At 70.7% G+C, this 26682-nt stretch carries 19 protein-coding genes, 1 tRNA gene and 3 pseudogenes; 10 read left to right on the forward strand and 13 right to left on the reverse strand.

The window, feature by feature from the left end; translation table 11 throughout:
* Positions 1 to 34: 34 nt before the first annotated feature.
* From BN4251_RS16785 to fdhA, 5 genes and pseudogenes are all read left to right on the forward strand, one after another.
* On the forward strand, positions 35 to 1129 hold the full coding sequence (locus BN4251_RS16785; RefSeq protein ID WP_087486142.1) for an ROK family protein: 1095 nt from the start codon (positions 35 to 37) through the stop codon (positions 1127 to 1129).
* A 21-nt stretch (positions 1130 to 1150) separates the two neighbouring features.
* On the forward strand, positions 1151 to 2032 hold the full coding sequence (locus tag BN4251_RS16790; protein ID WP_087486143.1) for a sugar phosphate isomerase/epimerase family protein: 882 nt from the start codon (positions 1151 to 1153) through the stop codon (positions 2030 to 2032).
* 36 nt (positions 2033 to 2068) lie between these two features.
* Positions 2069 to 3130 carry a Gfo/Idh/MocA family protein gene (locus tag BN4251_RS16795; RefSeq protein WP_087486144.1) on the forward strand — a complete coding sequence of 354 codons (1062 nt, stop codon included), beginning with the start codon at positions 2069 to 2071 and terminating at the stop codon, positions 3128 to 3130.
* A gap of 123 nt (positions 3131 to 3253) precedes the next feature.
* Positions 3254 to 3556: a DUF2249 domain-containing protein gene (locus BN4251_RS16800; protein WP_087486145.1), complete on the forward strand. Its 303-nt coding sequence runs from the start codon at positions 3254 to 3256 to the stop codon at positions 3554 to 3556.
* Positions 3557 to 3760: 204 nt separating this feature from the next.
* Positions 3761 to 4987 (forward strand): annotated as a pseudogene (fdhA, locus tag BN4251_RS16805) (formaldehyde dehydrogenase, glutathione-independent).
* Positions 4988 to 4994: 7 nt separating this feature from the next.
* On the opposite strand, the gene BN4251_RS16810 reads toward fdhA, so the two are convergent.
* Positions 4995 to 6665 (reverse strand): HNH endonuclease signature motif containing protein, encoded by a 1671-nt coding sequence (locus BN4251_RS16810; RefSeq protein WP_087486146.1) that lies wholly within the window; start codon positions 6663 to 6665, stop codon positions 4995 to 4997.
* Between the two features lie 587 nt (positions 6666 to 7252).
* On the opposite strand from BN4251_RS16810, the gene BN4251_RS16815 reads away from it, so the two are divergent.
* On the forward strand, positions 7253 to 7801 hold the full coding sequence (locus BN4251_RS16815; RefSeq protein ID WP_087486147.1) for an NYN domain-containing protein: 549 nt from the start codon (positions 7253 to 7255) through the stop codon (positions 7799 to 7801).
* 248 nt (positions 7802 to 8049) lie between these two features.
* On the opposite strand, the gene BN4251_RS16820 is transcribed toward BN4251_RS16815, so the two are convergent.
* The 3 genes from BN4251_RS16820 to BN4251_RS16830 all read right to left on the reverse strand — a co-directional run bounded on the left by BN4251_RS16820 (position 8050) and on the right by BN4251_RS16830 (position 10047).
* Positions 8050 to 8133 (reverse strand) — tRNA-Leu (locus BN4251_RS16820).
* Between the two features lie 131 nt (positions 8134 to 8264).
* The gene (locus BN4251_RS16825; protein WP_245810400.1) at positions 8265 to 9698 is read right to left on the reverse strand and encodes an amino acid permease; all 1434 of its coding nucleotides are present in this window, start codon (positions 9696 to 9698) and stop codon (positions 8265 to 8267) included.
* Between the two features lie 70 nt (positions 9699 to 9768).
* Positions 9769 to 10047 carry a hypothetical protein gene (locus BN4251_RS16830; RefSeq protein WP_087486148.1) on the reverse strand — a complete coding sequence of 93 codons (279 nt, stop codon included), beginning with the start codon at positions 10045 to 10047 and terminating at the stop codon, positions 9769 to 9771.
* Positions 10048 to 10113: 66 nt separating this feature from the next.
* Here BN4251_RS16830 and BN4251_RS18925 point away from each other — a divergent pair, with 66 nt between their 5' ends.
* The gene (locus BN4251_RS18925; RefSeq protein WP_281255321.1) at positions 10114 to 10245 is read left to right on the forward strand and encodes a hypothetical protein; all 132 of its coding nucleotides are present in this window, start codon (positions 10114 to 10116) and stop codon (positions 10243 to 10245) included.
* Between the two features lie 9 nt (positions 10246 to 10254).
* Here BN4251_RS18925 and BN4251_RS16835 read toward each other — a convergent pair whose 3' ends face one another.
* The 9 genes and pseudogenes from BN4251_RS16835 to BN4251_RS16875 all read right to left on the reverse strand — a co-directional run bounded on the left by BN4251_RS16835 (position 10255) and on the right by BN4251_RS16875 (position 19198).
* Positions 10255 to 11013 carry a hypothetical protein gene (locus BN4251_RS16835; protein WP_087486149.1) on the reverse strand — a complete coding sequence of 253 codons (759 nt, stop codon included), beginning with the start codon at positions 11011 to 11013 and terminating at the stop codon, positions 10255 to 10257.
* A 161-nt stretch (positions 11014 to 11174) separates the two neighbouring features.
* A complete protein-coding gene (rplI, locus tag BN4251_RS16840) occupies positions 11175 to 11648 on the reverse strand; it encodes a 50S ribosomal protein L9 (RefSeq protein WP_087486150.1) in 474 nt (157 codons plus the stop codon).
* A gap of 17 nt (positions 11649 to 11665) precedes the next feature.
* Positions 11666 to 11902: a 30S ribosomal protein S18 gene (gene rpsR, locus BN4251_RS16845; RefSeq protein ID WP_087486151.1), complete on the reverse strand. Its 237-nt coding sequence runs from the start codon at positions 11900 to 11902 to the stop codon at positions 11666 to 11668.
* 84 nt (positions 11903 to 11986) lie between these two features.
* Positions 11987 to 12538, reverse strand: coding sequence for a single-stranded DNA-binding protein (locus tag BN4251_RS16850; RefSeq protein ID WP_087486152.1), 552 nt, complete (start codon positions 12536 to 12538; stop codon positions 11987 to 11989).
* Positions 12539 to 12594: 56 nt separating this feature from the next.
* Positions 12595 to 12885, reverse strand: coding sequence for a 30S ribosomal protein S6 (rpsF, locus tag BN4251_RS16855; RefSeq protein WP_087486153.1), 291 nt, complete (start codon positions 12883 to 12885; stop codon positions 12595 to 12597).
* Between the two features lie 186 nt (positions 12886 to 13071).
* The gene (locus BN4251_RS16860; protein ID WP_087486154.1) at positions 13072 to 13263 is read right to left on the reverse strand and encodes a hypothetical protein; all 192 of its coding nucleotides are present in this window, start codon (positions 13261 to 13263) and stop codon (positions 13072 to 13074) included.
* Positions 13264 to 13325: 62 nt separating this feature from the next.
* Positions 13326 to 15476, reverse strand: a pseudogene (locus BN4251_RS16865) (catalase).
* A 137-nt stretch (positions 15477 to 15613) separates the two neighbouring features.
* Positions 15614 to 17602, reverse strand: a pseudogene (locus BN4251_RS16870) (transglycosylase domain-containing protein); the annotation flags it as partial.
* A 180-nt stretch (positions 17603 to 17782) separates the two neighbouring features.
* A complete protein-coding gene (locus BN4251_RS16875; RefSeq protein ID WP_087486441.1) occupies positions 17783 to 19198 on the reverse strand; it encodes a CCA tRNA nucleotidyltransferase in 1416 nt (471 codons plus the stop codon).
* A gap of 168 nt (positions 19199 to 19366) precedes the next feature.
* On the opposite strand from BN4251_RS16875, the gene BN4251_RS18830 reads away from it, so the two are divergent.
* The 3 genes from BN4251_RS18830 to BN4251_RS16890 are packed head-to-tail and all read left to right on the forward strand — an operon-like array spanning position 19367 to position 26596.
* Positions 19367 to 23473, forward strand: a complete 4107-nt coding sequence (locus BN4251_RS18830; protein ID WP_245810401.1) for a DUF6049 family protein — start codon at positions 19367 to 19369, stop codon at positions 23471 to 23473.
* A 55-nt stretch (positions 23474 to 23528) separates the two neighbouring features.
* On the forward strand, positions 23529 to 26036 hold the full coding sequence (locus tag BN4251_RS16885) for a hypothetical protein (protein ID WP_087486155.1): 2508 nt from the start codon (positions 23529 to 23531) through the stop codon (positions 26034 to 26036).
* A complete protein-coding gene (locus BN4251_RS16890) occupies positions 26033 to 26596 on the forward strand; it encodes a hypothetical protein (RefSeq protein ID WP_087486156.1) in 564 nt (187 codons plus the stop codon). Before BN4251_RS16885 ends, BN4251_RS16890 begins: the two co-directional genes overlap by 4 nt.
* The last annotated feature ends 86 nt before the right edge of the window (positions 26597 to 26682 follow it).

The raw sequence follows: 26682 nt of genomic DNA on the forward strand, positions 1-26682 counted from the left end.
CGCCCGGGTCGAGGACGACGAGCGAGGCGGGCCGATGACCACAGCATCTGCGGTGCGCCAGGTCAACGCCCGCGACTGCCTCCTTGTGCTGCGCGAGGCGGGTTCCGCCGTGACCGTCGGCGAGCTCGCCGCGGCGACCGGCCTCTCCCGCCCCACCGTCGACGCCGTGCTGAGCGATCTGCTGGGCTCCGGAGCCGTCGCCGCCGCCCCCGCCGCGGCCTCCGGCACGGCCGGGCGCCCTGCCCGGCGCTTCGCCTTCGCGCCCGGCGTCGCCTCGGTGGCGGCGCTGGATATCGGCGCCCGCACCGTGCGCTGCCGGGTCACCGACGCTTCCGGGCGGACCCTCGCGAACTCCTCCGTGCCCAGCGAGGACGCACCCCTGCTCGACGTGCTCGAGCGCGCCGTGCGCGAGACCGGCCACCGTCCGGCAGCGCTCGGGATCGCCGCACCCGGCATCCTCGACGCCGACGGCCGCATCTCCCAGAGCCTCGCCGCACCCGGCCTCGTCGGCCTCGACCTCGCCGGCGAGCTCGGCGAGCGGCTCGGCTGCCCGGTGGCCGTGGAGAACGACATCAAGCTCGCCGCCCTCGCCGAGCACCACCTGGGCGATGGCGCCGAGAGCATCCTGTTCGTGCAGCTCGGCCACCGCATCTCCGTGGCCTCGATCCTGGGCGGCACGATCCTGCAGGGCGCGCACCGGCTGGCCGGCGAGCTCGGCAGCCAGCGCGGTATGCGCTGGACGGACAGCTCCACCCGCGGCCGCCTGCAGTGGTCCACCGGCGAGGAGGCCAGGCCACTGCTCGAGCGCGCCGCGCAGGGCGATGTCGCCGCGCTGGAGGAGATCGAGGAGTTCTGCGCACAGATCGCCCCGCGCCTGGCGACCGTGCTGCTCACGCTCGATCCCGAGCGCGTCGTCGTCGGCGGCGGTCTCTCCCGCGCCGGCCAGACCCTGCTGCAGCCGCTCGGCCGCGCTCTCGGCGACCTGCTCATGACCGGCCACGCCCCGACGGTGGTCGGCGCCCGCCTGACCACCGACGGCGCTCTCGTCGGCGCGCTCGGCCTGGCCTTCGCGCACGGCTCCGACCAGCTGGTGGGCGTCCCCGACGTCCACGCCCCCTGGAGCCCGTAACCCCGATCACGAAGGACCACCATGACCGCCGACATCCTCTTCGGCTTCAGCTCCTACAGCTTCCACTCCAAGCTCTCCTCCGGCGAGATGACGCTCCCGCAGGTCATCGACTGGGTCGCGGCATCCGAGGGCGAGCACCTCGAGCTCGCCGTGCTCTCCGACGACGCGGACTCCCCGATCCCGAACATCGCCTCCGACCCCGCCTACGTGGACCGGATCCGCGAGCACGCCGCGGCGGCCGGTGTGCCGCTGACGAACCTCGCGATCGGCGCGGACCTCTCCACCGGCGACCGCGGGCAGATCGAGCGGGTGAAGCAGTACGTCGACCTCGCCGAGCGGCTGGGGATCACACGGATGCGCCACGACGTGGTCGCGCACGCCGGACACGAGGGCGACGACACCCCGCTGTTCGAGCAGGTGCTGCCCGCGATCGTGGCCGCGAGCAAGGAGATCGCGCAGTACGCGGCCTCCAAGGGAATCACCACCAGCCTCGAGAACCACGGCTTCTTCGTGCAGTCCGCGGACCGGGTGCGCCGGATCATCCACGCGGTGGACGAGCCGAACTTCCGCACCACCCTGGACGTCGGCAACTTCGTGTGCGTGGATGAGGCACCCGAGGTCTCCGTCGCGCAGAACCTGCCGTACGCGATGGTCGTGCACTTCAAGGACTTCTACATCCGACCGGCCGACGCCGCCCCCGGAGCGGGCTGGTTCCGCAGCCGCGGCGGCAAGCATCTGCGCGGCGCGGTGGTGGGCAACGGCGACATCGACCTGCGCGCCGTGGCCCGTGCCATCGCCGACTCCGACTTCAGCGGCTACGCGGCGATCGAGTTCGAGGGCTGGGAGGACTGCCTGCTCGGCTGCGAGCGCGGCATCGCCTACGCCAAGAGCCTGTTCGCCTGACCCGACCGACCCCCACACACTTCGAGGAGAACCCCTATGTCGACGTTCCGAGTCGGCGTCATCGGCGCCGGAAGCATCGCCCAGTCCCATCTCACCGCCTATCAGAACAATCCCGACGTCGAGCTGATCGCGGTCGCCGACATGAACCTCGAGCGGGCCCGCGCGGTGGCCGACCAGTACGGGGCGCCGCGCGCCTACGCGGACCCGCACGAGCTGCTCGCCGATCCCGAGATCGACGGCGTGTCGATCTGCACCTGGAACAACTCCCACGCCGCCTGGGCGATCGCCGCGATCGAGGCGGGCAAGCACGTGCTGGTGGAGAAGCCCATCGCCCGCACCCTCGCCGAGGCGGAGCAGCTCCAGAGGATCGTCGAGCAGCACGACACCGTGGTGCAGGTGGGCTTCGTGCGCCGCCACTCCCCCAACTGCCAGGTGCTGAAGTCGTTCATCGACGCCGACGAGCTGGGCGAGATCTACTACGCCAAGGCCAGCTGCCTGCGCCGGGCCGGCAACCCCGGCGGCTGGTTCGCGGACAAGGAGATCTCCGGCGGCGGCCCGCTGCTGGACATCGGCATCCACGTGCTGGACCTGTGCTGGTACCTCATGGGCAGCCCGAAGGTGGTCTCGGTCAGCGGCAACACCTACGACAAGCTCGGCAGCCGCGGGAACATCACCACCATGCCGCGCTACAAGGCCGCGGACTACGACCCGGACCGCAACAGCGTCGAGGACCTCGCCAACGCCGTGATCCGCTTCGAGAACGGTGCCTCGCTGCTGCTGGACTGCTCCTACTCCCTGCACGCCACGAAGGATTCGATCGACGTGTCGGTGTACGGCGAGAAGGGCGGCGCGGAGCTCGAGCCGTCCCTGCGCATCGCCACCGAGATGCACGACTCCGTGGTGAACATCGAGCCGCAGATCGGCTCGGGCACCTTCGAGTTCGGCACCGGCTTCGCGAACGAGATCCAGAACTTCGTGGACGCCTCGCTGGGCAAGGCGGAGTCCGTCGCCCCGGCGTGGCACGGGGTCGAGATCGTGCGGATCCTCGAGGCGATCTACGAGTCCGCGGCAAGCGGGCGCGAGGTCTCGCTGGTCTGAGGATCGGCCGACGAGCCGCGACGGCGGGCGCGGACGGGCGGCGGGCGCCGCCGGGCGACGGCGGGGCGCGGGACGGGGCCTTGGTCCTGCCCGCGCCGCGCCATGCCGGGGTGCAATGGTGCGATGACACAGGACCTTCCCTTCCCGGGCCAGCCCTCGCAGGGCGGCCACCAGTGCGGCTGCGACGAGCATGAGGCCGATGTGCCGCGCCTGAACGCCTCCCAGATCCCGCATGCGATCCGGCACGCCGCCGTGTTCGGGGCGCTGGACGCGATCCGTCCCGGCTTCGCGATGGATCTGGTGGCGCCGCACGATCCGAAGCCGCTCCTCGCCCAGGCGGAGGAGCGCTACGCGGGTGCCATCGATGTCAGGTACCTGGTCAGCGGCCCCGAGGAGTGGGTGCTGCGCCTGACGAAGACCGCCTGACCAGGAGCGAAGCTCGCGTGCCGATCGGGTGCAGGGCTTCCTGACATCGGCGTGAGGGAGGCGGGACGGGCGGCCCGGGCCGCTCGGGTGGCGCCGCCGGCGCATCCTTTGACAACGTGACGCGCGACGCACGGTCTGGTGGTGTGCGGCTCGACGACGGATGCGGCGGCGCATCGGGGCCGCCCGGAGCGAGGAGGCTCACCGATGTCCAGCAATCGCGCGATCGCCTACAAGGGTCCCGGCAAGGTCGAGGTCATCGACATCGACTATCCGACGTATGAGTTGAAGGACGGCCCGGGGGTGAATCCGGACAATGTGGGCCGCAAGCTCCCGCACGCGGCGATCCTCAAGGTGGTCACCACGAACATCTGCGGCTCTGACCAGCACATGGTGCGCGGCCGCACCACCGCACCGGTGGATCTGGTGCTCGGCCACGAGATCACCGGAGAGGTGATCGAGACCGGACCGGGTGTGGAGTTCATCCAGAAGGGCGATCTGGTCTCGGTGCCCTTCAACATCTCCTGCGGCCGCTGCGAGATGTGCAAGACCCGTCGCACCGAGATCTGCCTGAACGTGAACCCGGATCGCCCCGGCAGCGCCTACGGCTACGTGGACATGGGCGGCTGGGTGGGCGGCCAGGCCGAGTACGTGCTGGTGCCCTATGCGGACTGGAACCTGCTGAAGTTCCCCGACAAGGACCAGGCCATGGAGAAGATCCTGGACCTGACGATGCTCTCAGACATCTTCCCCACCGGCTTCCACGGCGCGGTGACCGCGGGTGTGGGGCCGGGCTCCTCGGTGTACATCGCGGGTGCGGGCTCGGTGGGCACGGCCGCGGCGGTGGGTGCGCAGCTGCTGGGCGCCTCGGTGGTGATCATGGCGGACATGAACGCGGAGCGGCTCGAGAACGCCGCGAAGTTCGGCTGCGAGACAATCGACGTGTCGAAGGAGGATCCGCGGGAGGGCATCGCGCGGATCCTGGGTCGCGAGGAGGTCGACGCCGGCGTGGACGCCGTGGGCTTCTAGGCCCGCGGCCACGGCAAGGACGCAGGCGAGGCGCCGGCGACGGTGCTGAACACGCTGATGGACGTCACGCGTGCCGGTGGCGCGCTGGGCATCCCGGGCCTGTACGTGACCGGTGACCCGGGTGGCGTGGACGAGGCCGCGCAGGAGGGCTCGCTCTCCCTGCGGCTCGGCCTGGGCTGGGCGAAGGCGCTGTCGATGACCACGGGACAGTGCCCCGTGATGAAGTACCACCGGCAGCTGATGGAGGCGATCCTGCACGACAAGGTGCAGATCGCCGACGCCGTGAATGCCGTCGCCATCTCCCTGGATGACGCCCCGGCCGGCTATCAGAAGTTCGACTCCGGTGTGGCGACCAAGTACGTCATCGATCCGCACGGCGTGACCGGGAAGGTGCAGCCCGTCTGACCCTGGTTCAGAAGGGTGGTTCGGTCTCGTCGGTGGTGGGGCCGGGTGGGATGATCCGGCGCCTGTGGTGAGCGGCGCGGGCAGCGGCACGCTGCTCGGCGACGCGTTCATCGCGGGGCCGGGGCCTCTCCTGGGCGTGCAGGCGCATGGCGTCCTCGTGGGCGCGTTGGTGTGCTCGCCAGGTCCGTTCCATCACGGCGGCGGTGTGCGGGGTGAGCAGGTCCGTATCCTCCCGCGCCCTCGCTCGGATCTCGCGGTCGATCATCCACCTCGTCTCCAGCGGCCCAGCGGTGGTGGTGCCATCGCCGGTGGTGGGGTCATCGTGCGGGTCGCGTTCGGGGTCGAGCAGTCCGGCGGTCTTCATCTGGTGGTGCTGCCAGCACAATCGGTGGAGGTTCCACAGACTCGTCTGCCCGCCCTGCCCGGGGTGTTCATGGTTGTATTCGATGATGTGGTCATCCTCGGCCGTCGTGGCGGTCGAGCGAGCACATCCTGGGACGGCGCAGTGGCTGTGGCGCAGTCGCAGCTGGAGCCGCATCTGCGCTCCGGGCTGGTAGGTCTTCGACGTCACCGGCAGGTACGCGCCGGTGACCGGGTCGGTGAGGATCCGCCACCAGGTCTGGCTTCCCGCGGCAAGGGCGCGGGCCTGCTCGGCCGGGACCGGGGTCATGCCCTCCAGCATTGCCGGGCCCTCATCGACCCCGAGCAGGGTTGTGGCAGGCACGGTCACCAGCAGTTTGAACGGTGAGCTGGTTTCCTGGACCGGATCGATATCCAGGACCGAGTGAGTCAAGATCGCATACCGCATTCTCCGCAGCGACAGGGTCCGGCCCCGCTCGACCAGGTCTTCATCGATGTCGAACGGCAACGGCCCCACAGCCCCTGCTTCGAGTGCGTGGCGCTGGGCTTTCTGGACCGTGCGGGCCGCGACATCGAGGCGGTGCGCGAGTGCTTTGATCTCCAGGATCGGGCCCGTCACCATCAACGACGCCGTGCCCGCATCGGTATCGATCGCCACGATCTCCACATCCCGCGCGGACGTCGCGGGGGCCGGGATGTCAGCGGCGGTTGCGAGCTTCACCGCGAGGCGTACCTGCTTCTCGAACGTGTCCTGCGAGACCGAGGGGATCTCCACCCCGCCCATGTGGGCATCGACCTGGCGGGCCTGCTCCTCGCTGAGGCGACGGACGTGACGGATCAGGTAGTGATGCCACGCCTCGGGCAGATCCCCCCGACGCAGATACGTGAACGTCACCGGCATCCACGACACCGCCATATGGGCGTCGCGGACCTTCGCCCAGGCCTGCACATAGCTGCACCGCATCCCTGCGGCGATCTTCAACGCCGTCAGGTCCGCATCATCGAGTGCGCCCCGCACCTCGGGGTCCTCACGGAAGAACGTCGCCAGCTGCCGCAGCTGATGGGCGTGCAGACTCGCCCGCGTCCGCATCGTGCGATGCAGCGCCAACACCCGGGCCGCCTCGAGGCTGCCTGGGGTGACCTCCTCGAGGATCACGTCCTCATCCAGAACACGCCGCGCACGCACCGACCACCTTGGCAGCCCCTCGACCCCCTCAGGAGTCGGCGAGGACGTCGGGGCGTGGTGCCCGGCCGGGCCCTCTGCCGCCTCGCCCTGCCGCCCGTCCTCGAACTCCTCGAAACCACCCACCAACACCACCCCCTTCCTGCACCCGGCACCACAGTGATGCACGACTGACGAATATGACTCCACGCTATTTGCCAGAACCCGCTTACTCAAGAGTCACCACCAAATGGGGACGAATCTGTGGATAACCCACCAGTGTGGAGGAAAGGTTGCGTGGATGACTCGCAGTGGGGAGGACCCGTCCTGTGGATGACCGTGGGCTGCGGAGGACTCGTCGACTCGTCGGCCCGATCCGCCCTCCACATCGAGGCCCCGATTCGCAGCGAAGATGCTGTCTGGCGGCGTGAACGGCGGTGCACGGCGGGGATCAAAGGATGAGTGCGCACGCGAACCCCCTCCAGGCGCGTGGCGGGCTGGCGGTGGCGCAGGCGGTCAGCGGAGATCAGCGCGAAGAACGGATATCGGATTACCCACCGAGGCCTCCACCACAAAGTCGTCATGCATTATATGGAGTCGTTCGACATTCCCTTCCCGAGGCGTCGATGAATCCGTCCAGAATTCCCTTCACCTCTGCCGATGGGGAGGAACAGTCACCATCGCACCCCCTCCGCCCCGTCGCGTCGGTCTTCGTGGCCGCTCGGACGGCGTAAGGTCGAGCCATGACGGAACGCACCACGTACCTCCTGGTGGACGGCGAGAACATCGACGCCACGCTCGGGGTCTCGGTCCTCGGCCGACGCCCCCAGCCCGACGAGCGCCCTCGCTGGAACAAGCTCCTCCACCACGCGGAGTCCTCGTGGCGCCAGCCGGTGAAGGGCCTGTTCTTCCTCGCCGTCGAGGACAGCCTGCCCTCCGGCTTCGTGCAGGCCCTGATCGCGATGGGCTACAAGGCCATCCCGCTGCGCGGCGAGGGCAAGATCGTGGACATCGCGATCCAGCGCACCGCCGAGGCGCTGCAGTCCCGCGAGGCCGACGTCATGCTCGTCAGCCATGACAAGGACTTCGTCCCCCAGATGGAGGACCTCGCGGCCACGCCCGGGCGCCGCACGGCCCTCGTCGGCTTCCGTGAGTTCATGGCGGCGGATCTGCAGGACATCCCCGGGATCGAGTTCCACGACCTCGAGTACGACGTCCACGCGTTCACGAGCCGTCTGCCGCGCGTGCGGATCATCGACATCGACGAGTTCGACCCGCTCGAGTTCCTCTGAGCCCTCTGGGCCGTCTCGGCGGCCGTCGGCGAGCACGCCTCCCGTCGGGGCGGCCCTCGCGGGCGGCCGCCGGCAGCGCGGCTCGTTCCGCTCGAGCAGGCTCCCCTCGATCGGGCTCCCCTCGAGCCGGAGCCGCTTCCGGGCAGCACCCGAACCTCGACCATCTCGGATCATCGGCCCACCCACCAGGACGGCCCAGGACGCGAAAAACCCCGGTTCACCTGGGTGAACCGGGGCTATCCCTGCGGTGCGCGAGGGGGGACTTGAACCCCCACGCTCTCACGAGCACACGGACCTGAACCGTGCGCGTCTACCAATTCCGCCACTCGCGCATATCTTCGGCACCGGGAAACCAGTCACCAAGGCCGAAGGTTCCCTTAGGTTACCCCCGCAGAACCCTTCGGCCCAAGCCGAGACACCCCACAGTAACGAAGGACACGTCCAGGGATCTTGCATCCTGCTCTCAGCGCATCGAATCGGCCTCGCGGAAGGCGTCCTCGATGTCCGCGGTGGAGATCCGGTGGCGCGCGATCAGCACGTACAGCAGCGACGCGAGCAGCACCGCGGGCACTCCCACCATGGCCGCGACCTGCATGCTCGGCCGCACGCCGATGGTCGCGAACACGGCGGCCAGGCCCACCAGGCCCACCACGGCGCTGGCGATGCCGCCGGGCATGCGGAATGTCGCGCCGGTGATGCGGCGGCGCCGAAACACGATGTAGGTGCACAGGATCAGCGCCCACACCAGGAGCACCGAGAACACCACGAGGCTCATCATGTAGCCGAACACCCCGCCCACGCCGCTGAAGGCCAGCAGAGCGGCGCCGAGCAGCCCCAGGGAGCTCAGCGCGATGCCGACCACGGGCACCCGGCGCGCGGTGATGAACGCGGCGAAGCGCGGGGCGAGCCCGTCGGAGGCGAGGGAGTGGATCATGCGGCTGCCCGCGTACAGGTTCGCGTTCGCGGCGGAGAGCGCGGCGATGAGCACCAGCAGGTTGGTGATGTGGGCGGCGCCGGGGATGCCGAGCTGGTCGAAGACCATCACGAACGGGGAGGTGGCGACGTCGTCCCCGGAACCGGCGGCGGTGCGCCACGGCACCAGGCAGAGGACGAAGCCGATGCAGAACACGTAGAAGAAAGCCAGGCGCACGATGGTGGTGCGGGCGGCTGTGCGGATCGAGCGGGCGGGGTCCTTCGCCTCGGCGGCGGTGATCGACAGCAGCTCGATCCCGCCGAAGGAGAACATCACCACCGACAGCGCGACCCACACCGGCGCCCAGCCCATCGGGGCGAAGCCCCCGTCGGCCGTGAGCTGGGAGAGTCCAGGGGCGGGGGCATCCGGCAGGCCGACGAACACCAGCACCGCGCCGATCAGGATGAACACGAAGACGGCGATGACCTTGATCGAGGACAGGAAGAACTCGACGATGCCGAAGGAGCCGACGCTGGCGAGGTTGATCGCGATGATCACGGCGGCGAAGAGCAGGATCCCCGCCCAGATCGGGATCGCGGGCACCCAGTAGGCGAGGTAGGCCGCGCAGGCCACGAGCTCGGCGCCGGTCACGCATACGGTGACGAACCAGTACAGCCACCGTGAGAGGTAGCCCCAGAACGGGGAGAGGTAGTGCGCCGCGAGGGTGCCGAAGCCGCCGCGGACGGGGTGGCGGGAAGCCATCTCGCCCATCGCGAGCGCGATGGTCGCCGCGATCAGGGAACCGAGCGCGAAGGAGATGATCACCGCAGGGCCGGCGATGCCGATCGCCTCGCCCGAGCCGAGGAACAGGCCGGTGCCGAGCGCGGAGCCCATGGCGATCATGGCCATCTGGCCATGGCCGAGGGAGCGGGCGAGGGGGCCGCCGTGGTGGGGAGCGGCGGTGTCACGGGGTCGAGAAGTCACCGCTCGAGCGTAGCGCCCGCGGATCGCGCCTCCACTCAGGACCGAGCCGAGTCACATCATCGCGGAGAGCTCACGCACCCCGGTACTGGTCGATGGCGTCCTTGGCCTCCTTGAGGCCCGCGCCGGTGTGCTCGCGGTACACCTTGATCGCCTGGATCACCTTGCCCTCGGCGACCAGTCGGCGGGACTCCTCGGGGATCTGCGGGCCCACCTGGTCGCGAAGGCTGAGCAGCTCCGCGTCGCTCACTCCGGCTCGCGCGGCGAGCTCCCCCGCGAGATTCTCGAGGCGACGGATATGCGCCTGGAGGGTCTCGAGCTGCTTCTGCTGCCGTGCTGCACGTCCGAACATGTCCGCAACCTATCCCGCGACCGGCGCTCGCGGGGCCGACGTCCGCACCGCAATGGTCACTGCGGCGTGGCGCTGAACCCCGGATCGCTGTTCTCGCCACGGGGCACAGGCTGGCCCCATGCCCTGCGACTCCCCTTCAGCGGTCACCCCGCGCCGCTGCGCCAGGCGCTCGAGGTGCTCGCCGAGATCGAGGGCTGAACCCCGCTCCTACTGCAACGGTCGATGGATCAGGGCGAAGGTGACGGGCTCTCCGCTCGCGGAGAGCGTGGGGTAGAACTGCGCCTCGAAAGGTGCCGGGCTGTCGTCCTGGGTCCCGGTGCAGCGCACGCCGGTATGGCCGGTGCTCTCGCCGACGATGCCTTCGCAGGTCTCGAGCGTGTCGCTCAGGCCCAGGCTCTCGAGCTCGGCCTGGACGCGTCCGACCAACCCCTCCTGCTCGAGCAGCGCCGGATCGTCGAAGAACAGCGCGGTCGGGCCATAGTGGACGCTGACCTCCTCGTCCATCACCATCTCGGCCTGGACCGAGGCGAGCTCCCCAGCGACCACCAGGGAGTGGTCCTCCGTGCCGGCGGGGCCGCTGAGCACCGGGTATGCCGTGACCACGTCCTGCGTGGAGGCGACGGCGCAGCCCACCGGGATCCTGCTGCCGCCCATGAGGGTGCCCTCGCAGGTGACGTCCGTCGGCTCGGTTCCCGCGACGCCGGCAGAGATCTCGGCGAGCCGGTCCGGAGCGACCTCGCTCGAGGGGGAGTCGTCCGTGCCCATCGGGGCGAGGCTCAGCACCGGGAATTGGCCCACCGGGGCGTAGCCCTCCGAGCGACCCTCCTCCGCGGTGGTGGGCTCGACATCCACCGACGCCGCCTCTGTGCTGGTCGCTGCCGGTGTCGTCGTGCCGTCGTCGGCTGCATCGCCGCTGCAGCTGGGCAGTGCGAGGGCGAGCGCGGCTGCTCCGATCGCCAGTGCCATGGACGGTCGTCGGGTCGTGCGCATGCGTACCCCTGCTGCTCGTGCGGTGCGGCGTCTCGGGCCGGTCAGATCTCCTGCAGAGCGTACTTCATCACAGAGAAGCGTCCCGCACCATGGTTGGTGCGGGACGCTTCTGGCCGGCCGGAGAGCCGGAGGGCTGATCAGGCCTGTGCAGCAGCACCCTTCGCCGCGACGACCTGCACCAGCAGGTTCGCGAAGATGTCCTCGTGCAGACGGACGGTCGCCTTGTGCTCGCCGAGCGAGCGGATCGGGGTCACGAACTCGACGGAACGACGATCGATGTCCTTGTCGAAGATCGCCTTGACGCCCTCGGCGACCTCCTTGGAGGAGACCGCACCGAACAGACGGCCGTTCTGGCCGGCGCGTTCGGAGATGACGACGGGCTTGGACTCGAGGGTCGCCTTGAGCGACTGCGCCTCCTCGAGGCTGGCGATCGCGCGCTTGCCGCGGGCCGCACGGATCTGGTCGAGCTGACGCTGACCGCCCTTGGTCCACGGGGTCGCGAGACCGCGGGGCAGGAGGAAGTTACGGGCGTAGCCGTCCTTGACGTCGACGACGTCACCGGCGGTGCCGAGGCCCGTGACCTCGTTGGTGAGGATGAGCTTGGTGGTCATGTGTTCGCCTTCCTCGCTCAGCGACCGGAGGTCGAGTAGGGCAGGAGAGCGATCTCGCGGGCGTTCTTCACGGCCTTCGCGATCTTGCGCTGCTCCTGGACGGAGACGCCGGTGACCCGACGAGCGCGGATCTTGCCGCGGTCGGAGACGAACTTGCGCAGCAGCGCGGCGTCCTTGTAGTCGACGGTCTCGACTCCCGCGGCCTTCAGCGGGTTCTGCTTCTTCTTCGGGGGACGAAGAGAGGGCTTGGCCATCGTGGTGCTCCTTCTTTCTGAGGGGAGCCCGGGCATGCACCCGGGATGGAATGGATCTAAAGGGAACGTCGATCGCCGGAGCGATCAGAAGGGCGGGTCGTCGTACCCGCCCTGGTTGCCGCCGCCGGCCCACGGGTCAGCGGCCGGTGCGCCCTGCGGCGCGTTGCCGTAACCGCCCTGGCCACCCTGGCCGCCCTGGTTGCCGTAGCCGCCCTGGCCGCCGCCCTGGGGGGCGCCGCCGCCGAAGCCGCCTCGGCCGCCTCCGCCGCCGCGCTGCACCTTGTTGGGCTTGGCGGTGGCGTAACGGAGCGAGGGGCCGATCTCGTCGACGTCCAGCTCGATGCTGGTGCGGTTCTGGCCCTCACGGTCGGTGAAGGAGCGCTGCTTGAGGCGCCCCTGAGCGACCACGCGGGTGCCCTTCTCGAGCGACTCGGCCACGTTCTCCGCGGCGTCGCGCCAGATGGAGCAGCGAAGGAACAGCGCCTCGCCGTCCTTCCACTCGTTCGACTGACGGTCGAAGGTGCGGGGGGTCGACGCGATGGTGAACGACGCGACCGCGATGCCGGACTGCGTGAAACGCAGCTCGGGGTCGGCGGTCAGGTTGCCGATCACCGTGATGACGGTGTCATTCGCCATGGGGGCTCCTCTGCTCCGGGATGGGGTGGGGTGGTGCGGGGGTCAGCGGCAGCTGGTCAGTTGGCGTCGAGACGCATGACCTTGGTGCGCATGACCGACTCGTTGAGCCCGAGCTGACGGTCCAGCTCCTGCGCGGTCGAGGACTTCGCGGTGAAGTGGAGGACGATGTAGATGCCCTCGGTCTTCTTGTCGATCTCGTAGGCGAACTTGCGCTTGCCCCAGACGTCGACGTTGTCGATGGTGCCGCCCTCGGTCGGGATGACCTGGACGAGCTTCTCGAAGGTTCCGGTGACGGTCCGCTCATCGACGGACGGGTCGAGGATGACGACCATTTCGTACTTGCGCATGTCTGGTACCCACCTCCTGTGGTCTCTGCGGCCACGGTCTCTCCGTGGCAGGAGGGTTCATGCCATCCGCACGGGCATCGGCGATGCACGTCACGGACCGACCCAGCCTACCCGCGCGCCCGGACATCGGCCAGGGCATGGGGACGGGTGCGCCCGGCATCACAGGCCGGGCCGACGGGGGCGGGCTCAGCCGCGCATCGCCTTCTTCACCCGCGCGAACCAGCCGCCGGTGCTGCGGGCACCGGCGATCCCACCGCCCGCGACCGCGCCAGCGGTGCGCCCCTGCAGGCGCGTCCCGCAGCGGTCGCAGAGCTTCCTGCCGGTGATCGAGGTGTAGGCCCTGCCGCGAATCTTGTTCCTGCACTGCTCGCATCGCATGCCTCGATGGTGCCATGCGCGATGCGCGGGCCGACGGGGAGCGCCGAGCATCGCGGCGGCGCTCAGAGCGCGGCGGGGAACCGCTCCCAGACCCGGTGGGCCTGCAGCAGCGGGGTGATCTCCCCGAGCACGCTCTGCGCGTCGTCGCCGACGACCAGTCCCGCCCCGCCGGGAGCGGTGCGCGCCTCGAGCGCCTCCCGGCCCGGGCCCCAGGCGCCGATCGCCTTCGAGTGCCGCCAGCACTCGTCGATCAGCTTGCCGACCCGCGGCTCCACCGAAGCCGCGGTGCCGAAGGTGCGACCCACCGGCACACCGGCGACCTCGCCTCCGCGCGGGGCGATGACCAGCGGAGTCATCGAGGCGTCGACGATCGCCTCATGCAGGGCGAGCAGGCCCTCGTTGTCGGCGTCGGGGTCGACCACGATCCCGACAGTCCGCCCGTCGGCCGGCCAGCTGCCGCCCAGCTGGGACAGCGGCGCGCTGGAGGCGAGCTCTCCGTCCTCGACCGCGACCGTCGGCTCGGGGGCGGGCATGCCGAGCGCCGCCGCGACCCGCGCGCACAGCTCGCCGTCGATGTTCGCGAGGCACTGCAGCTGACGCTCCTTGATCGTGTTCTCGTAGCACTTGCCGAGCTCGAAGGAGTAGGCGTCGACGATGTGGTCCTGCTCCACCGGCGTCATGCTCCGCCAGAAGAGTCGCGGCTGGCTGTAGTGATCCTCGAAGGTGGCCGAGAGCTCGCGCTCCTTCACCCCCTCGGGCACGCGCACCGGCAGATCCTCGAAGGCGGCGTCCGCCTCCCCGGCCATGAAGGGGCAGCCGCCGTCCAGGGAGTTGGGGTGGTAGGGCGCGACCCCGGCGTGATCGCCCTGCTGTCCGTAGCCATCGCGGAGCATGTCGTTCACGGGCGCGTGGGCGCGGTTGACCGGCAGCTGGGCGAAGTTCGGCCCGCCCAGCCGGGTCAGCTGGGTGTCCACATAGGAGAACAGCCGCACCTGCAGCAGCGGATCGTCGGTGACGTCGATCCCGGGGACCAGGTGGCCGGGGTTGAAGGCAACCTGCTCGGTCTCGGCGAAGTAGTTGCTCGGGTTGCGGTCCAGGGTGAGCCGGCCGACGGGCTGGACGGGGGCGAGCTCCTCGGGGACGAACTTGGTGGGGTCCAGCAGATCGATGCCCTCGAAGGACTGCTCCTCGTTGTCGGGGAAGACCTGGATCCCCAGCTCCCAGGTGGGGTGGGCGCCGGACTCGATCGCCTCGGCGAGGTCGCGGCGATGGAAGTCGGGATCGTTGCCGCCCAGCAGCTGCGCCTCTTCCCAGGTCAGCGAGTGCACGCCGAGCGTCGGCTTCCAGTGGAACTTCACCAGCGAGGTCTCCCCGTCGGCATTCGAGAGCCGGAAGGTGTGGACCCCGAAGCCCTCCATCATCCGGTAGGAGCGCGGGGTGCCGCGATCGCCCATGAACCACAGGGTGTGGTGCTGCGCCTCGGTGTGCAGGGAGACGAAGTCCCAGAAGGTGTCGTGCGCGCTCTGGGCCTGCGGGATCTCCCGGTCGGGGTGGGGCTTGGCGGCATGGACGACGTCGGGGAACTTGATGCCGTCCTGGATGAAGAACACCGGGATGTTGTTGGCGACCAGGTCGAAGGTGCCCTCGTCGGTGTAGAGCTTCGTGGCGAAGCCGCGGGTGTCGCGCGCGGTGTCCATCGAGCCGCGGGAGCCGACGACGGTCGAGAAGCGGGTGAAGACCTCGGTGCGCTTCCCCTTGGCGAGGAACCCGGCCCGGCACACACTCTCGGCGGTGCCGTAGCCCTCGAAGACGCCGTGCGCCGCGGCGCCGCGGGCATGCACCACGCGCTCCGGGATCCGCTCGTGGTCGAAATGGGTGATCTACTCGCGCAGGTGATGGTCCTGCAGCAGCACGGGGCCGCGCCGACCGGCCTTGAGGGAGTGGTCGGTGTCGCGCAGGCGAGCACCCTGGGAGGTGGTGAAGAAGGCGCCCTGCTGGGCATTGCTGGCGCGCTCGGTGCTCGGCTCCTCGCCGGTCGCGGTGCGGGGCTGGACACCCTGCTGATCGGGCTTCGGGAGCAGCGGACCGGCGGGATCCGTCGGCTCGTCGAGAGAGGGCGGGGCACTGCCGGGGTCTCGTTGTCCAGGCGCACCTGCTCGGGGAAGTACATCATCTCCTGGCCCTCGAGCGAGGACGCCATGATGTCGCCCCACACATCGGTGGGGAAAGTGCCGCCGGTGATGTTCTGCACGCCGCCGAAGGGGGTGAGCGGCTGCTCGGAGCCGTCCTCGCCGGGCTGGAACATGCCCACCGCGGTCACCAGCTGCGGGGTGAAGCCCACGAACCAGGCCGAGCGGAACTTCTCGGAGGTGCCGGTCTTGCCGGCCACGGGCCGGCCGTTCATCACCCCGTCGAGCGAGCGGGCCGAACCCACGCGCGGCGGTCCCTGGAGGGCCACGGTCGCGTTGGTCGCGACCTCCTCGTCCATCGCGCGGGTCTCCTCGACCTCGTGCTCGTAGCGGGTGGAGCCGTCGGGGCGGGTCACGGAGTCGACGATGTAAGCGTCGCGATGCACACCGCCGGAGGCGATGGTCGCGTAGACCTCCGCCATCTCCTCGACCGTCGGCGAGGCCGAGCCGAGGACGTTGGAGGCATCGGCGCTGAGACCGGGGGTCTTCTCCGGCAGGCCCAGCGCGATCGCGGTGTCCATGGTGCGCTGGGGGCCGATCTCGATGTTCGCCTCGGCGTAGGCGGTGTTGATCGAATTGGCCGTGGCCTTCTCGAGCGTCACCCGCCCGTAGTCGACGTTGTTGAAGTTGTTGACCTCCCAGCCCGGGAAGGACTTCGGGGAGTTCCCGTCCCAGCGGGAGTCCAGGGGGAAGCCGTCCTCGAGGGCGGCGATCAGGGTGAAGGTCTTGAAGATCGACCCCGCCTGCATGCGCGACTGGGTGGCGTCGTTCTGCCCCTGGGCGACGTAGTCCGGGCCGCCGTACATGCCGCGGATCGCGCCGGTGGAAGGATCGATCGTGACGGTGCCGATGCGGTTGCTCTCGGGGCGGTCGTCCGGCAGGTTCTCGACAGCCTGGACGGTGTTGTTCTGGATCGAGGGATCGATCGTGGAGATGATCGTGTACCCGCCGGTGTTGATCTCCTCCTCGGTGAAGCCCTGCTCGATCAGCTCACCCCGCACCTGCGCCAGCAGGTAGCCCTTGGTGCCGCCGAGGGAGTTCTCGCTGCGCGGCTCGATGGTCTCGGGGAACTCGAGGGCATCACCCTCGGCCGGGGTCATCTGCCCCTCGTTCACCTGCCGCGAGACCACCCGGTCCCACAGCTGGGCGGATCTCTCGAGGTCGTTGGCCGGGTCGTAGCTCGACGGCGCGGGGATCACCGCGACCAGCAGCGCGGCCTCGGCATCGGTGAGGTCCGCCGCATCCTTGCCGAAGTAGGCCTGGGAGGCCTCCTGCACGCCGTAGGCGCCCCGGCCGAAGTAGATGGTGTTGAGGTAGCGGGAGAGGATCTCGTCCTTGCTGAGCTCCTGGTCGATCTTCAGGGCCATGACCGCTTCCTTGGCCTTGCCCACGTACGAGGTCTCGGTGCCGGTGTAGTACCGCTCCACGTACTGCATGGTGATCGTGGAGCCGCCCTGGCGGGCCCCGCCCGTCACGTTGTTGACGACGGCGCGCACGATGCCGCGCGGCGAGACGCCGCGGTTCTCGTAGAAGCTCGAGTCCTCGCTCGCGACGACCGCCTGCTTGATGTTGTCGGGGATCTCCTCGGCCGGCAGCTCGGTGCGGTTGATCTCGCTGAACTGGCCCATCTCGGTCTCGCCGTCGGCGTAGTAGACGCGGGAGGTCTGGGCGAGAGCGAAGTCAGAGGGCTCGGGGACCTCCGTGTCGTTGTAGATCCAGGCCGCGAAGCCCAGACCCGCCAGCACCATCAGCGCCATCGCGCCGACGACCAGGCGCAGCGAGGGGATCCAGCGCCAGGGATTCTTCGCCCCGGCGCGCGGGTAGTTCAGGAAGTTCGTGGCGGCGACCTTCTTCGCACCGCCGCCGCGAGAGCCGCCCCGACCGGCGGCCGCCGCCGCGGTGCCGGCATGGCGCGCCGAGACCGAGGTGCGCCGGCTGGGCACGTTCTTGGGCGATGCGCTGCGGGCGGTGCGGCTGGTGCCCTTCGAGGAGGAGGGCTTCGAGGCGGAGGCCTTGGAGGCGGAGGGCTTGGAGGCGGAGCCCGTGGCGGACTTCCCGGAGGAGGCGCGGCGCACACCTGCGGCGCGGCGCGCTCCACCACCCGTCGAGTTCTTCGACGAGCCGCGGGACGAGCGTCGGGAATCGCTCATGACTGCTCCTGGTCCTACGAGAGGGCGTGCTGGGCATACGGATCCTCGCACCCGAGGGTGCGCGGCCTCCCAGTATGAGCACGAGGGGTGGGCCGACGGAACGCTGCGGCGTCGAAGCACACAGGGTGTGCACGTCTGGTGCGGCACCGCTCACATCACGGGCCCATCCCGGCAGGGCGCTCAGGAGCCGCTGCGCGCCTCCCACCACGCACGGAGCTCCTGCTCAGCGCGCTCCTGACCGAGCGGGCCGTGCTCCATGCGCAGCTCGAGCAGGTGCTTGTACGCGGCGCCCACGTCCCGACCGGGCGGCAGGTCCAGGATCTCCATGATCCGGTTGCCGTCCAGGTCAGGGCGGATCCTGCCGATCTCCTCCTGCTCGGCGAGAGCGGCGATGCGCTCCTCGAGCTCGTCATAGGCGCGGGCGAGGGTGCGGGCCTTGCGACGGTTGCGGGTGGTGACGTCGGCGCGGGTCAGGCGGTGCAGATGCTCGAGCAGGTCCCCGGCATCGGTGACATAGCGGCGCACCGCGGAGTCCGTCCACGGCGACTCGACGTAGCCGTGGAAGCGCAGGTGCAGCTCGACCAGGCGGGCGACCTTCTTGGTGGTGTCCTTGTCGAAGGTCAGCGCCTTCATGCGCCGGGCGGTCATCTTCGCGCCGACGGTCTCGTGGAAGCGGAAGGTGACCACGCCGCCCTCCTCGAAGCGGCGGGTGGCGGGCTTGCCCACGTCGTGCATCAGCGCGGCCAGGCGCAGCACCAGGTCCGGTCCTTCGCAGGGGCCGCCCGAGCCGGCCGGGCTCTCGAGGTCGATCGCCTGGTCCAGCACGGTGAGGGTGTGCTGGTAGACGTCCTTGTGGTGGTGGTTCTCGTCGATCTCGAGCTGCAGGGCCGGCAGCTCGGGCAGCACGTGCGCGGCCAGCCCCAGCTCGGTCATCAGCTCGAGGCCGCCGCGGGGGTGGGCGCCGAGCATGAGCTTGACCAGCTCCTCGCGCACCCGCTCGGCGGAGACGATGGTGATGCGCTCGGCCAGCTGCTCGATCGCGTCGGCCGTGGCGTCCTCGATGCGGAAGCCCAGCTGGGCGACGAAGCGGACCGCGCGCATCATCCGCAGCGGGTCGTCGCTGAAGGACTGGGCGGGGGCGACGGGGGTGCGCAACAGGGTGCGGGCGAGGTCCTCGAGCCCACCGAAGGGGTCCACCAGCTCGAGCGAGGGCAGGCGCACCGCCATCGCGTTGACCGTGAAGTCGCGGCGCGAGAGATCGCCCTCGAGGGTGTCCCCGTACTCGACCTGCGGCTTGCGACTGGCGGGGTCGTAGGACTCGGTGCGATAGGTGGTGATCTCCACCTTCACCCCGTCGCGCACGCCCCCGAGGGTGCCGAAGTCCCGGCCCATGTCCCAGATCGCGCCGTCCCGGGTCCAGCCGCGCAGGATCTGCTCGGTCTCGTCCGGACGGGCGGAGGTGGTGAAGTCGAGGTCCGCGCTCGAGCGGCCCAGCACCGCATCGCGCACCGGCCCGCCCACCAGTGCGAGCTCATGCCCGGCCGCCTCGAACATCCTGCCCAGCGCATGGATCTCCTCGGGCAGGGCGCGGAACATCGACGCCGCGCGGAAGCGGGCGGTGTCGAGGCGCGCGGCGGTCTCGTCGCGGGGATCGGTCACGGGCGGAAGTCCTGTCCTGGGAGGGGGTCCGGCGCTGCGGGGCGGGATATGGAGGTCTCGTGCCCCTTCAGCCCCTCTACGGTAGCGGCCGCTTACAGTGTCACCATGCCGTCCCTCCCGCCGTCCGTGCGCCCGGTGCTCGCGGCGCTGCTGACGGCACTGCTCATGGCCTCATCAGTGCTGGTGAGCACATCAGCGACCCATGCCGCCCCCGCCGCACCGTCGGATCCGGGCGAGGACGCGCCGGTGAGCATGGATCTGGTCTCCCTCACCCCCACCTCCCTCGCGCCCGACGGCACTCTCGAGGCGCAGGTCGACGTGACCAACACCTCCTCCGCGCCGCTCGATGCGCTCGCCCTCGAGCTGCGCACCCGCACCTCGCGCGTGACCGATCGCAGCCTGCTCGCCGACTGGCAGTCCGAGACCTCCCCGGACACCTCCGGGCCGGCGCTCGCGAGCTCTCCCGAGCACGCGCAGCTCGCGCCCGGGGAGTCGACCGTGCTGACCGTGCGCCTGGACGCGGAGGAGCTGGGCTACTCCGAGGAGCCGTACTTCTGGGGCACCCGGCGGATCTCGCTGACCGTGGTCGCCGAGGAGGAGCCGCTGACCGCGCTGCGCAGCTTCGTGGTGTGGCGTCCCGACGGAGCCGACGCGGCGATCACCCAGTCCGTGATGCTGCCGCTGGCCTCCGAGGACGCCTCGGCCGTGGTCACCGACCCCGCCGCCTACGAGCAGTCCGTCACCTCCGGCCGCCTCGCCTCGATCCAGCAGCTCGCGCAGCGCGAGGACGTGGACTGGTGGCTGGACCCCGCGCTGCTGGACCCGCCGCAGGTGCCCATCGGCACCGAGATGGACGGACCCGGCAGCAGCGCCGAGGACGAGCAGGAGAACCCGCTGGGACCCGTGCTCGAGTACGAGCCGGCGCCGCTGGCCGCGGAGCTCGCCGACATCCTCGAGCAGTCCGCGGCGGGCCGCACCGTGCTGGGCATGCCCTACGCCCAGTCCGACACCGTGAGCCTGCGCGCCGCCGGCGCCGAGAGGCTCGAAGGCGTGGTGCGGGAGCGCGGAGAGCAGGCCTGGGAGGGCAGAGGGCTCGAGCCGCACGGCCAGGCGCTGCGGGTCGAGGGGTCCGACGTCGACGCCGAGGCGCTCGAGGCCGTGCAGGAGGCGGGCGCGAGCACCGCGATCCTCCCCTCGAGCTCGCTGCGCCCGGACCCCGCCGCGTCCATCACCCCGAGCTCGATCGGTGTGCTCGAGACCGGCCAGGAGGGCCGCGCCCCGCTCGCCCTGCTGGCCCCCGATCCCGAGCTCTCCGCCGAGTTCTCGCTGCTGACCGCCGATTCGGACACCGAGCAGACCCGGCAGCGCCTGCTGGCCGAGACGGCGACCATCGCCTCCGAGTACGCCACCGCGCCGCGGCATCTGCTGATCTCCCCCTCACCGGAGGCGGTGCTGGACCCCGCCGCGACGCAGGCGGCGCTCGATGCGATGGGCGAGGCGCCCTGGATCGAGCAGAGCAGCACCTCGACGCTGCTCGAGGCGGCCGAGGACCAGCGATGGACCACCGATCCGCGCGGCGGCGACGGCGAGCTGTACGCCCTGGGCGCCCTCGATCCGTCGGCGCTGCGCCCGAGCGCCCCGGCCGAGAACGGGCGCTGGGAGCACCTGGCCGAGGCGGAGGAGATGCCGCTGCTGCCGCCCGAGGCGATCACCGAGCTCGACAGCGCCTGGGAGCAGGTGGACACGCTCTCCACCGTGATGGAGGACGACGCGCCCCTCGAGGCCCCGCAGATCGAGATCCTCGCCGGCACCTCGATGCGCTGGCGCGATGACCCGCAGATCCCGGCCCAGCGCGCCCAGGAGGCGTCGCTGCTGGCCACCGAGCTGCAGGACCGCATCGACGTGGTCCCCGCCTCCGGCTACAACGTCATCTCCGACGAGGTCGCCGTGCCCATTACGATCACCAACGATCTCGACACCCCGATCACGGTGCGGATCGAGGTCACCTCGGACAAGCCGCTGGTGCAGATCGCCGAGCCGATGGTGGTGGAGGTGCCGGCCCGCGGGCAGATCGACGCGGGCGTGGACGTCGAGGCGATCGCCAACGGCACCGTCACCCTCACCACCGTGCTCACCACCGAGGACGGCCGGGCGCTCACCGCACCGATCGACGTCCCGCTCACGGTCAATCCGTCCTGGGAGAACTGGACCACGCTGCTGCTGGTCATCGCGATGGGGCTGCTCGTCGTGGTGGGGGTGGCGCGGGCCCGGAACACCGGCTCCTCGAGCCGCGCACCGGCGATGCGCGGCCCCGAGGACCCCGTCGAGCTCTCCCGCTCCGGGCGCTCCACACCGGACACCGCCCGCCCCCAGGACCCCTGGGAGGAGCATCCCCGAGCCGCTGCCGACACCACCGAGGCCCTGGGAGGAGCATCCCCGAGCCGCTGCCGACACCACCGAGGAGGACCGCTGATGAGCACCACCCGTCGGGTCCACCACGTCCCCCGCCACCGCCGCCACGGCGCCCCCTCGAGCCGCTCGAAGCTGCTGCAGGCCAGTGTGGTGATGGCGGCGGGATCGCTGGTCTCGCGCCTGCTCGGCTTCGTGCGGAACTTCCTGTTCGGCGCGATCCTGGGCGGCTCGATGAGCGCCGCCGCGAACGCCTTCAGCGCCGCGAACACCCTGCCCAACACGATCTGGCTGCTGGTGGGCGGCGGCACCCTGAACGCGATCCTGGTGCCCGCGATCGTGAGAGCGGTCAAGCGGCCCGACCGCGGCAGCGACTACGTCTCGCGCCTGATGACGCTCGTGGCCGCGGTGTCCCTCGGCATCACCGCGATCTGCCTGGTGGCGGTGCCGCTGCTGCTGACCCTGACCAGCGGCGTGCTCCCGCCTGCCACCTATGCGCTGGCCATCCAGATGGGCTACTGGATGATGCCGCAGATCTTCTTCTCCGCGCTGTACGTCATGTGCGGCCAGCTGCTCAACGCCCACGACTCCTTCGGGCCCTATCAGTGGGCACCCGTCGTCAACAACCTCGTCGGCATCCTCGGCGCGATGCTGTTCCTGGGGCTGTGGGGCACCGTGGGCGATCCGAGCCATTGGTCGATGACGATGATCGTCGCGCTCGCGGTGATCAACGTGGGCGGATCCGCCGCGCAGGTGCTGTTCCTGTTCTGGTTCGTCAAGAAGCTCGACCTGCGGCTGCGCCCCAAGTGGGGGCTGCGCGGCCTGGGCCTGGGCAAGCTCAGCCGGATCGGCCTGTGGTCGCTGGCGATGCTGGGGCTGGGCCAGCTCGGCATCTGGGCCTCGCGCTGGGCGACCGGCGGCGCGGTGCGGCAGACGGAGCTGCTCCAGGGCCAGCCGGAGCTCGCCGCGAGGTACCCGGCCCTGCTCACCATGGAGTGGGCCTACCTGGCGTTCATGATCCCGCAGGGCATCATCGCGGTCACCCTGGTCACCGCGGCGTTCCCCGCGATCTCGCGCAGCGCGGCCGATGACGACCACGCCGGCGCCCTGGCCCGCTACGCGGAGACCAACCGGATGCTGGCGGTGCCGATGATGCTGTGCACCGCGGTGTTCATCGCGCTGTCCGGCCCGATCATGTGGGTGATCGGCGGCGGCACCGGCGAGATCGGTGCCCGCGCCAACGGCACCGTGCTGGTCGCGTACATGCTGGGCCTGGTGCCCTTCGCGTCGCTCTACCTGATCAAGCGCGTGTTCTACGCCTACGAGGATGCCCGCACCCCGTTCATCGCGCAGATCCCGGTCGCGGCGATCACGGTGCTCTCGGTGCCGCTGATCCTCACGCTGGTCGATCCGATGTACGCGGCGATGGCCGCGGCGGGCTCCACCAGCCTCGGCAACCTGGTGGCCTGGCTGTTGGGCATGTGGCAGCTGCGCCGCCATGCGGCCCGGCACGGCACCGCGGCGCCGAGCGCCGCGACCGGGGCGCTGATGTTCGGCAAGCTCGCCCTGGCCGCCGTCGGGGCGTGGGCGGTGGGCACCGGTCTGGTGGCCCTGGCCGGTGACCTGTTCTGGACGCATCGCCTGATGACCGTGCTGCTGGGCACGGTAGTGGCGCTGGTGATGGTGGCGGTGTTCACCGCGCTCGCGCACGTGCTGAACGTGCCCGAGGTGCGTCAGCTGCTCGGCGTGGCGCAGCGCCTGATGCGCCGCCTGACCCGCCGTCGTGGGACGGTCAGCTCGTAACATGGTCGATGCACGTGACGGGCGCACCGACGCCGGACGAGGAGAAGGACGGTCCGTGGACTCGAACTCACAGCCGGACGCACTGCTGTCCCGGTGGACGCTGGAGGGGAGGATCCCCCTGTCCGGCGTGGCCGAGGGAGCCTCCTGGCGGCGTGCCCGGTCCGTCGCGACCGGGCAGGACGTGGTCCTGTTCATCGTGCAGGGCGAGACCGCTCTGGAGGCCGCCGACGGGGTGCGCCGCGCCTACCTCGTCGAGGATCCGCACCTGCTGCCGGTCCAGGACATCGTGGTGCTCGACGATCCGCGGGAGAGCGGGGGCGAGCAGTCCGACGCCGCCCCCACCCATGGCCCCACCACGGTGGTCGAATACTACCCGCTGCCGCCCGCCCCGCCGCTCGCGGCGCTGCTGGCCCGCGGCCCCCTGCATCCGGAGACGGCCCGCGCGATCATCGGCGAGGCCGCGACGGGTCTCGAGGCGGCCCGACGGCGCGGGGTGCGCCACCAGCTGATCGACTCCAACCGGCTGTTCGTCGACACCCGCTCGGGCGAGGTGACCGTGCTGGGCGTGGGCGTCGAGGCCGCCGCGCACCCCGGCATGGACCGCTCGCGGGAGATCGCCTCCTTCCAGGACACGGCGGCGCTGGTCGCGCTGCTGTACCGGGCACTGACCGGCCGCAGCCCGCAGCACGACGCCGACGGTGACGTGCCGCGCCCCTCCACGATGGTGGACACCGAGATCCCCGAGGATCTGGACCTGCTGTGCGACCTGGTGCTGAACGAATCGGCCGACGACATCCCCGAGACCACGCGCGGCCTCATCGAGGTGCTCGAGCCCTGGCAGTCGATCCCGGTGACGCTCGAGGCGTATCCGCGAGCCGGGGCGACGGCGGCCGCGACGCCGGTGCCGGTGCCGGTGTCGTCCGAGCCGGAGACGCAGGAGCAGCCCGCGTCGGAGGAGCCCACGGACGTCCCGTCGGCGGAATCTCCCGCCCCCGCCCCGTCGGCGGAGGAGCCTGAGGAGCTGCCCGACGAGGACACCGAGGTGCGGTCCCCGGCGCCCGCCGCAGCGGAGACCGCGGAGCTCTCCGCCGCGGGAGCGGCCGTCGGCGCGGCAGCAGCCGGAGCGGCGGTCACGAGCGTCCAGGCTGAGGACGTGCCCGAGGATGACGGCGCTGAGGCCGCGGCCGCGGAGCAGAGGGCCGCGCAGGAGAAGGCCCAGCGAGAGTCCGCCGAGGCGAAGACGCTGGTCACCGACCTGAAGCTCGACCAGAGGCGTTCCAGCACCGCATTCCCCGGCCATCTGGAGATCACCCTCCCCACTCCGGCAGCCGTGCCGGAGCCCGCCCCCGCACAGGACAGCGACGCGGCAGGTGCTGGCGCGGCCGGTGCAGCTGCGGCGGGCGCTGCCGGGGCCGTCGCCGCCGGAGCCGCAGCCACCCAGGATCCGGCGCCGCAGGAGGACACGATCCCCTCCCGCACCTCGGGCACGCACTGGCCGCTCGCCCGGGAGGCGGAGCAGGGAGGAGCCAGCGCGCTCGCCCCCGACCAGTCACCCGAGGGCTCCGACGGCCGTGCGCAGCGGCCTGCGGAGAGTCCGGCCCCGGCATCGCCCTCGGCCACGCCGTCCCACACGGCCGCGACCCCGGCGCAGCCCGTCGTGCACAGCGCCGGCGCCCAGTCGCCCAGTCCGGTCGCGGTGACCGGACGCACCGTCCCGGTCGCCTCCGCGCGCACCGACGGGCCGATCGTGGTGCACGGGCGGGACCGCTCGCTGAGGGAGGAGCAGGAGGACGACAGCCCCGCGTACACTTCGCGCTCCTCGCTGCTGCGGGACGTGGTGGGCGTCGCGGTGGACGCCGATGCCCCCGAGACGTTCGCCCTCGGCCCGCGGGACCGAGAGAAGCGCTCGCTCCAGTCGCAGTGGATCATCATCGGCGGCGCCATCGTGGTGATGGTGGCCCTGGTCATCGCACTGACCTCGATCACCCGCGATCTCGGCGGGCTGCTCGATGATCCGCTGGAGACCTCCGCACCGCCCACCAGCGCGGCCCCCACCGAGGAGGACACCGGCGAAGCGCCCGTGGAACCCACGGAGGAGGCCGCCGAGGAGCCCGAGCTGCCCGCGGCGGAGCTCACCGGCGTCGAGCTGTTCGCCCCGAACAGCGATCTCGAGCCGGACAACGCCGATCAGCAGTCCCGCATGCATGACGGCGACCCCTCGACCTACTGGTCCAGCAAGCACTACGCGAGCCCCCACTACGGCGGCCTCAAGGAGGGCGTGGGGGTGCGCCTCGACTTCGGCGAGCCCTCCACCTTCACCGGCGTCATGGTCACGACGGCTCTGAACAACGGCGGCACGATCGAGCTGCGCGCCGTGAACGATGACGGCTCCCTCGGAGACGTCCTGGCCAGCGGTGACCTCGCAGGCGACGGCGAGGTGCGACTGATGGCGCCCGAGCCGCTCGAGACGGAGCGCGTGGCCCTGTGGATCTCAGAGCTGCCTCCGGACAGCAACGAGCAGGGCCGCTTCCGTGCACGGATCGCGGAGATCCAGGTCGAATGAGCCCGGTGTCCCCACAGCGCCCCTCCGCGCGGGGGGACGAGAAGCGTGCATCGGGAAGCGGAGCCGTTCTCGGCATCCCGCTCCCGCTGCTGATCATCGCCCTGATCATCGCGGGGCTGCTGGGCATGCAGCTGGCGGGGTCCCTCCAGCTGGCCACCTCGAGCAGCCCTCGCGGCGGGGCGACCTCCGTGGACTCGCTCTCCGGCGGGAAGAATTCTGCCGGCGACGCCGTTATCACGGAGAGCACGCTCGGCACCGAGGTGCAGCGTCTGATCGACACCGGCACCATCCAGCCGATGACGAGCTTCGACGCCACGCAGTGCCTGAAGGAGCAGGGGATCCCGGATTCGATCCTGATCATGGAGGAGGTCGCATGGGGAGCCGAGGAGGTGCCCGCCTGGCTGCTCGTGCACGGCGCCATGGACCGCGAGACGCTCCGCGCCAACGGCGGCGTCATCTCGGCCACCGTGGTGCTCCCGGCCTGCGGAACGGCCGACGAGGACATCGACCCCCAGGAGGTCCGACTCTGGTCCGGGGACGTGATGATCGGCTCCCTCTGACCTTCTGCGCAGGAGATCCACGGACCCCCTCCCTGCGCGATACTCGATGACGGTCCTCCCGCCGACCGCCCACGACCACCCCCACG

This window comes from Brachybacterium massiliense, assembly GCF_900184245.1.
Taxonomy (GTDB): Bacteria; Actinomycetota; Actinomycetes; order Actinomycetales; family Dermabacteraceae; genus Brachybacterium; species Brachybacterium massiliense.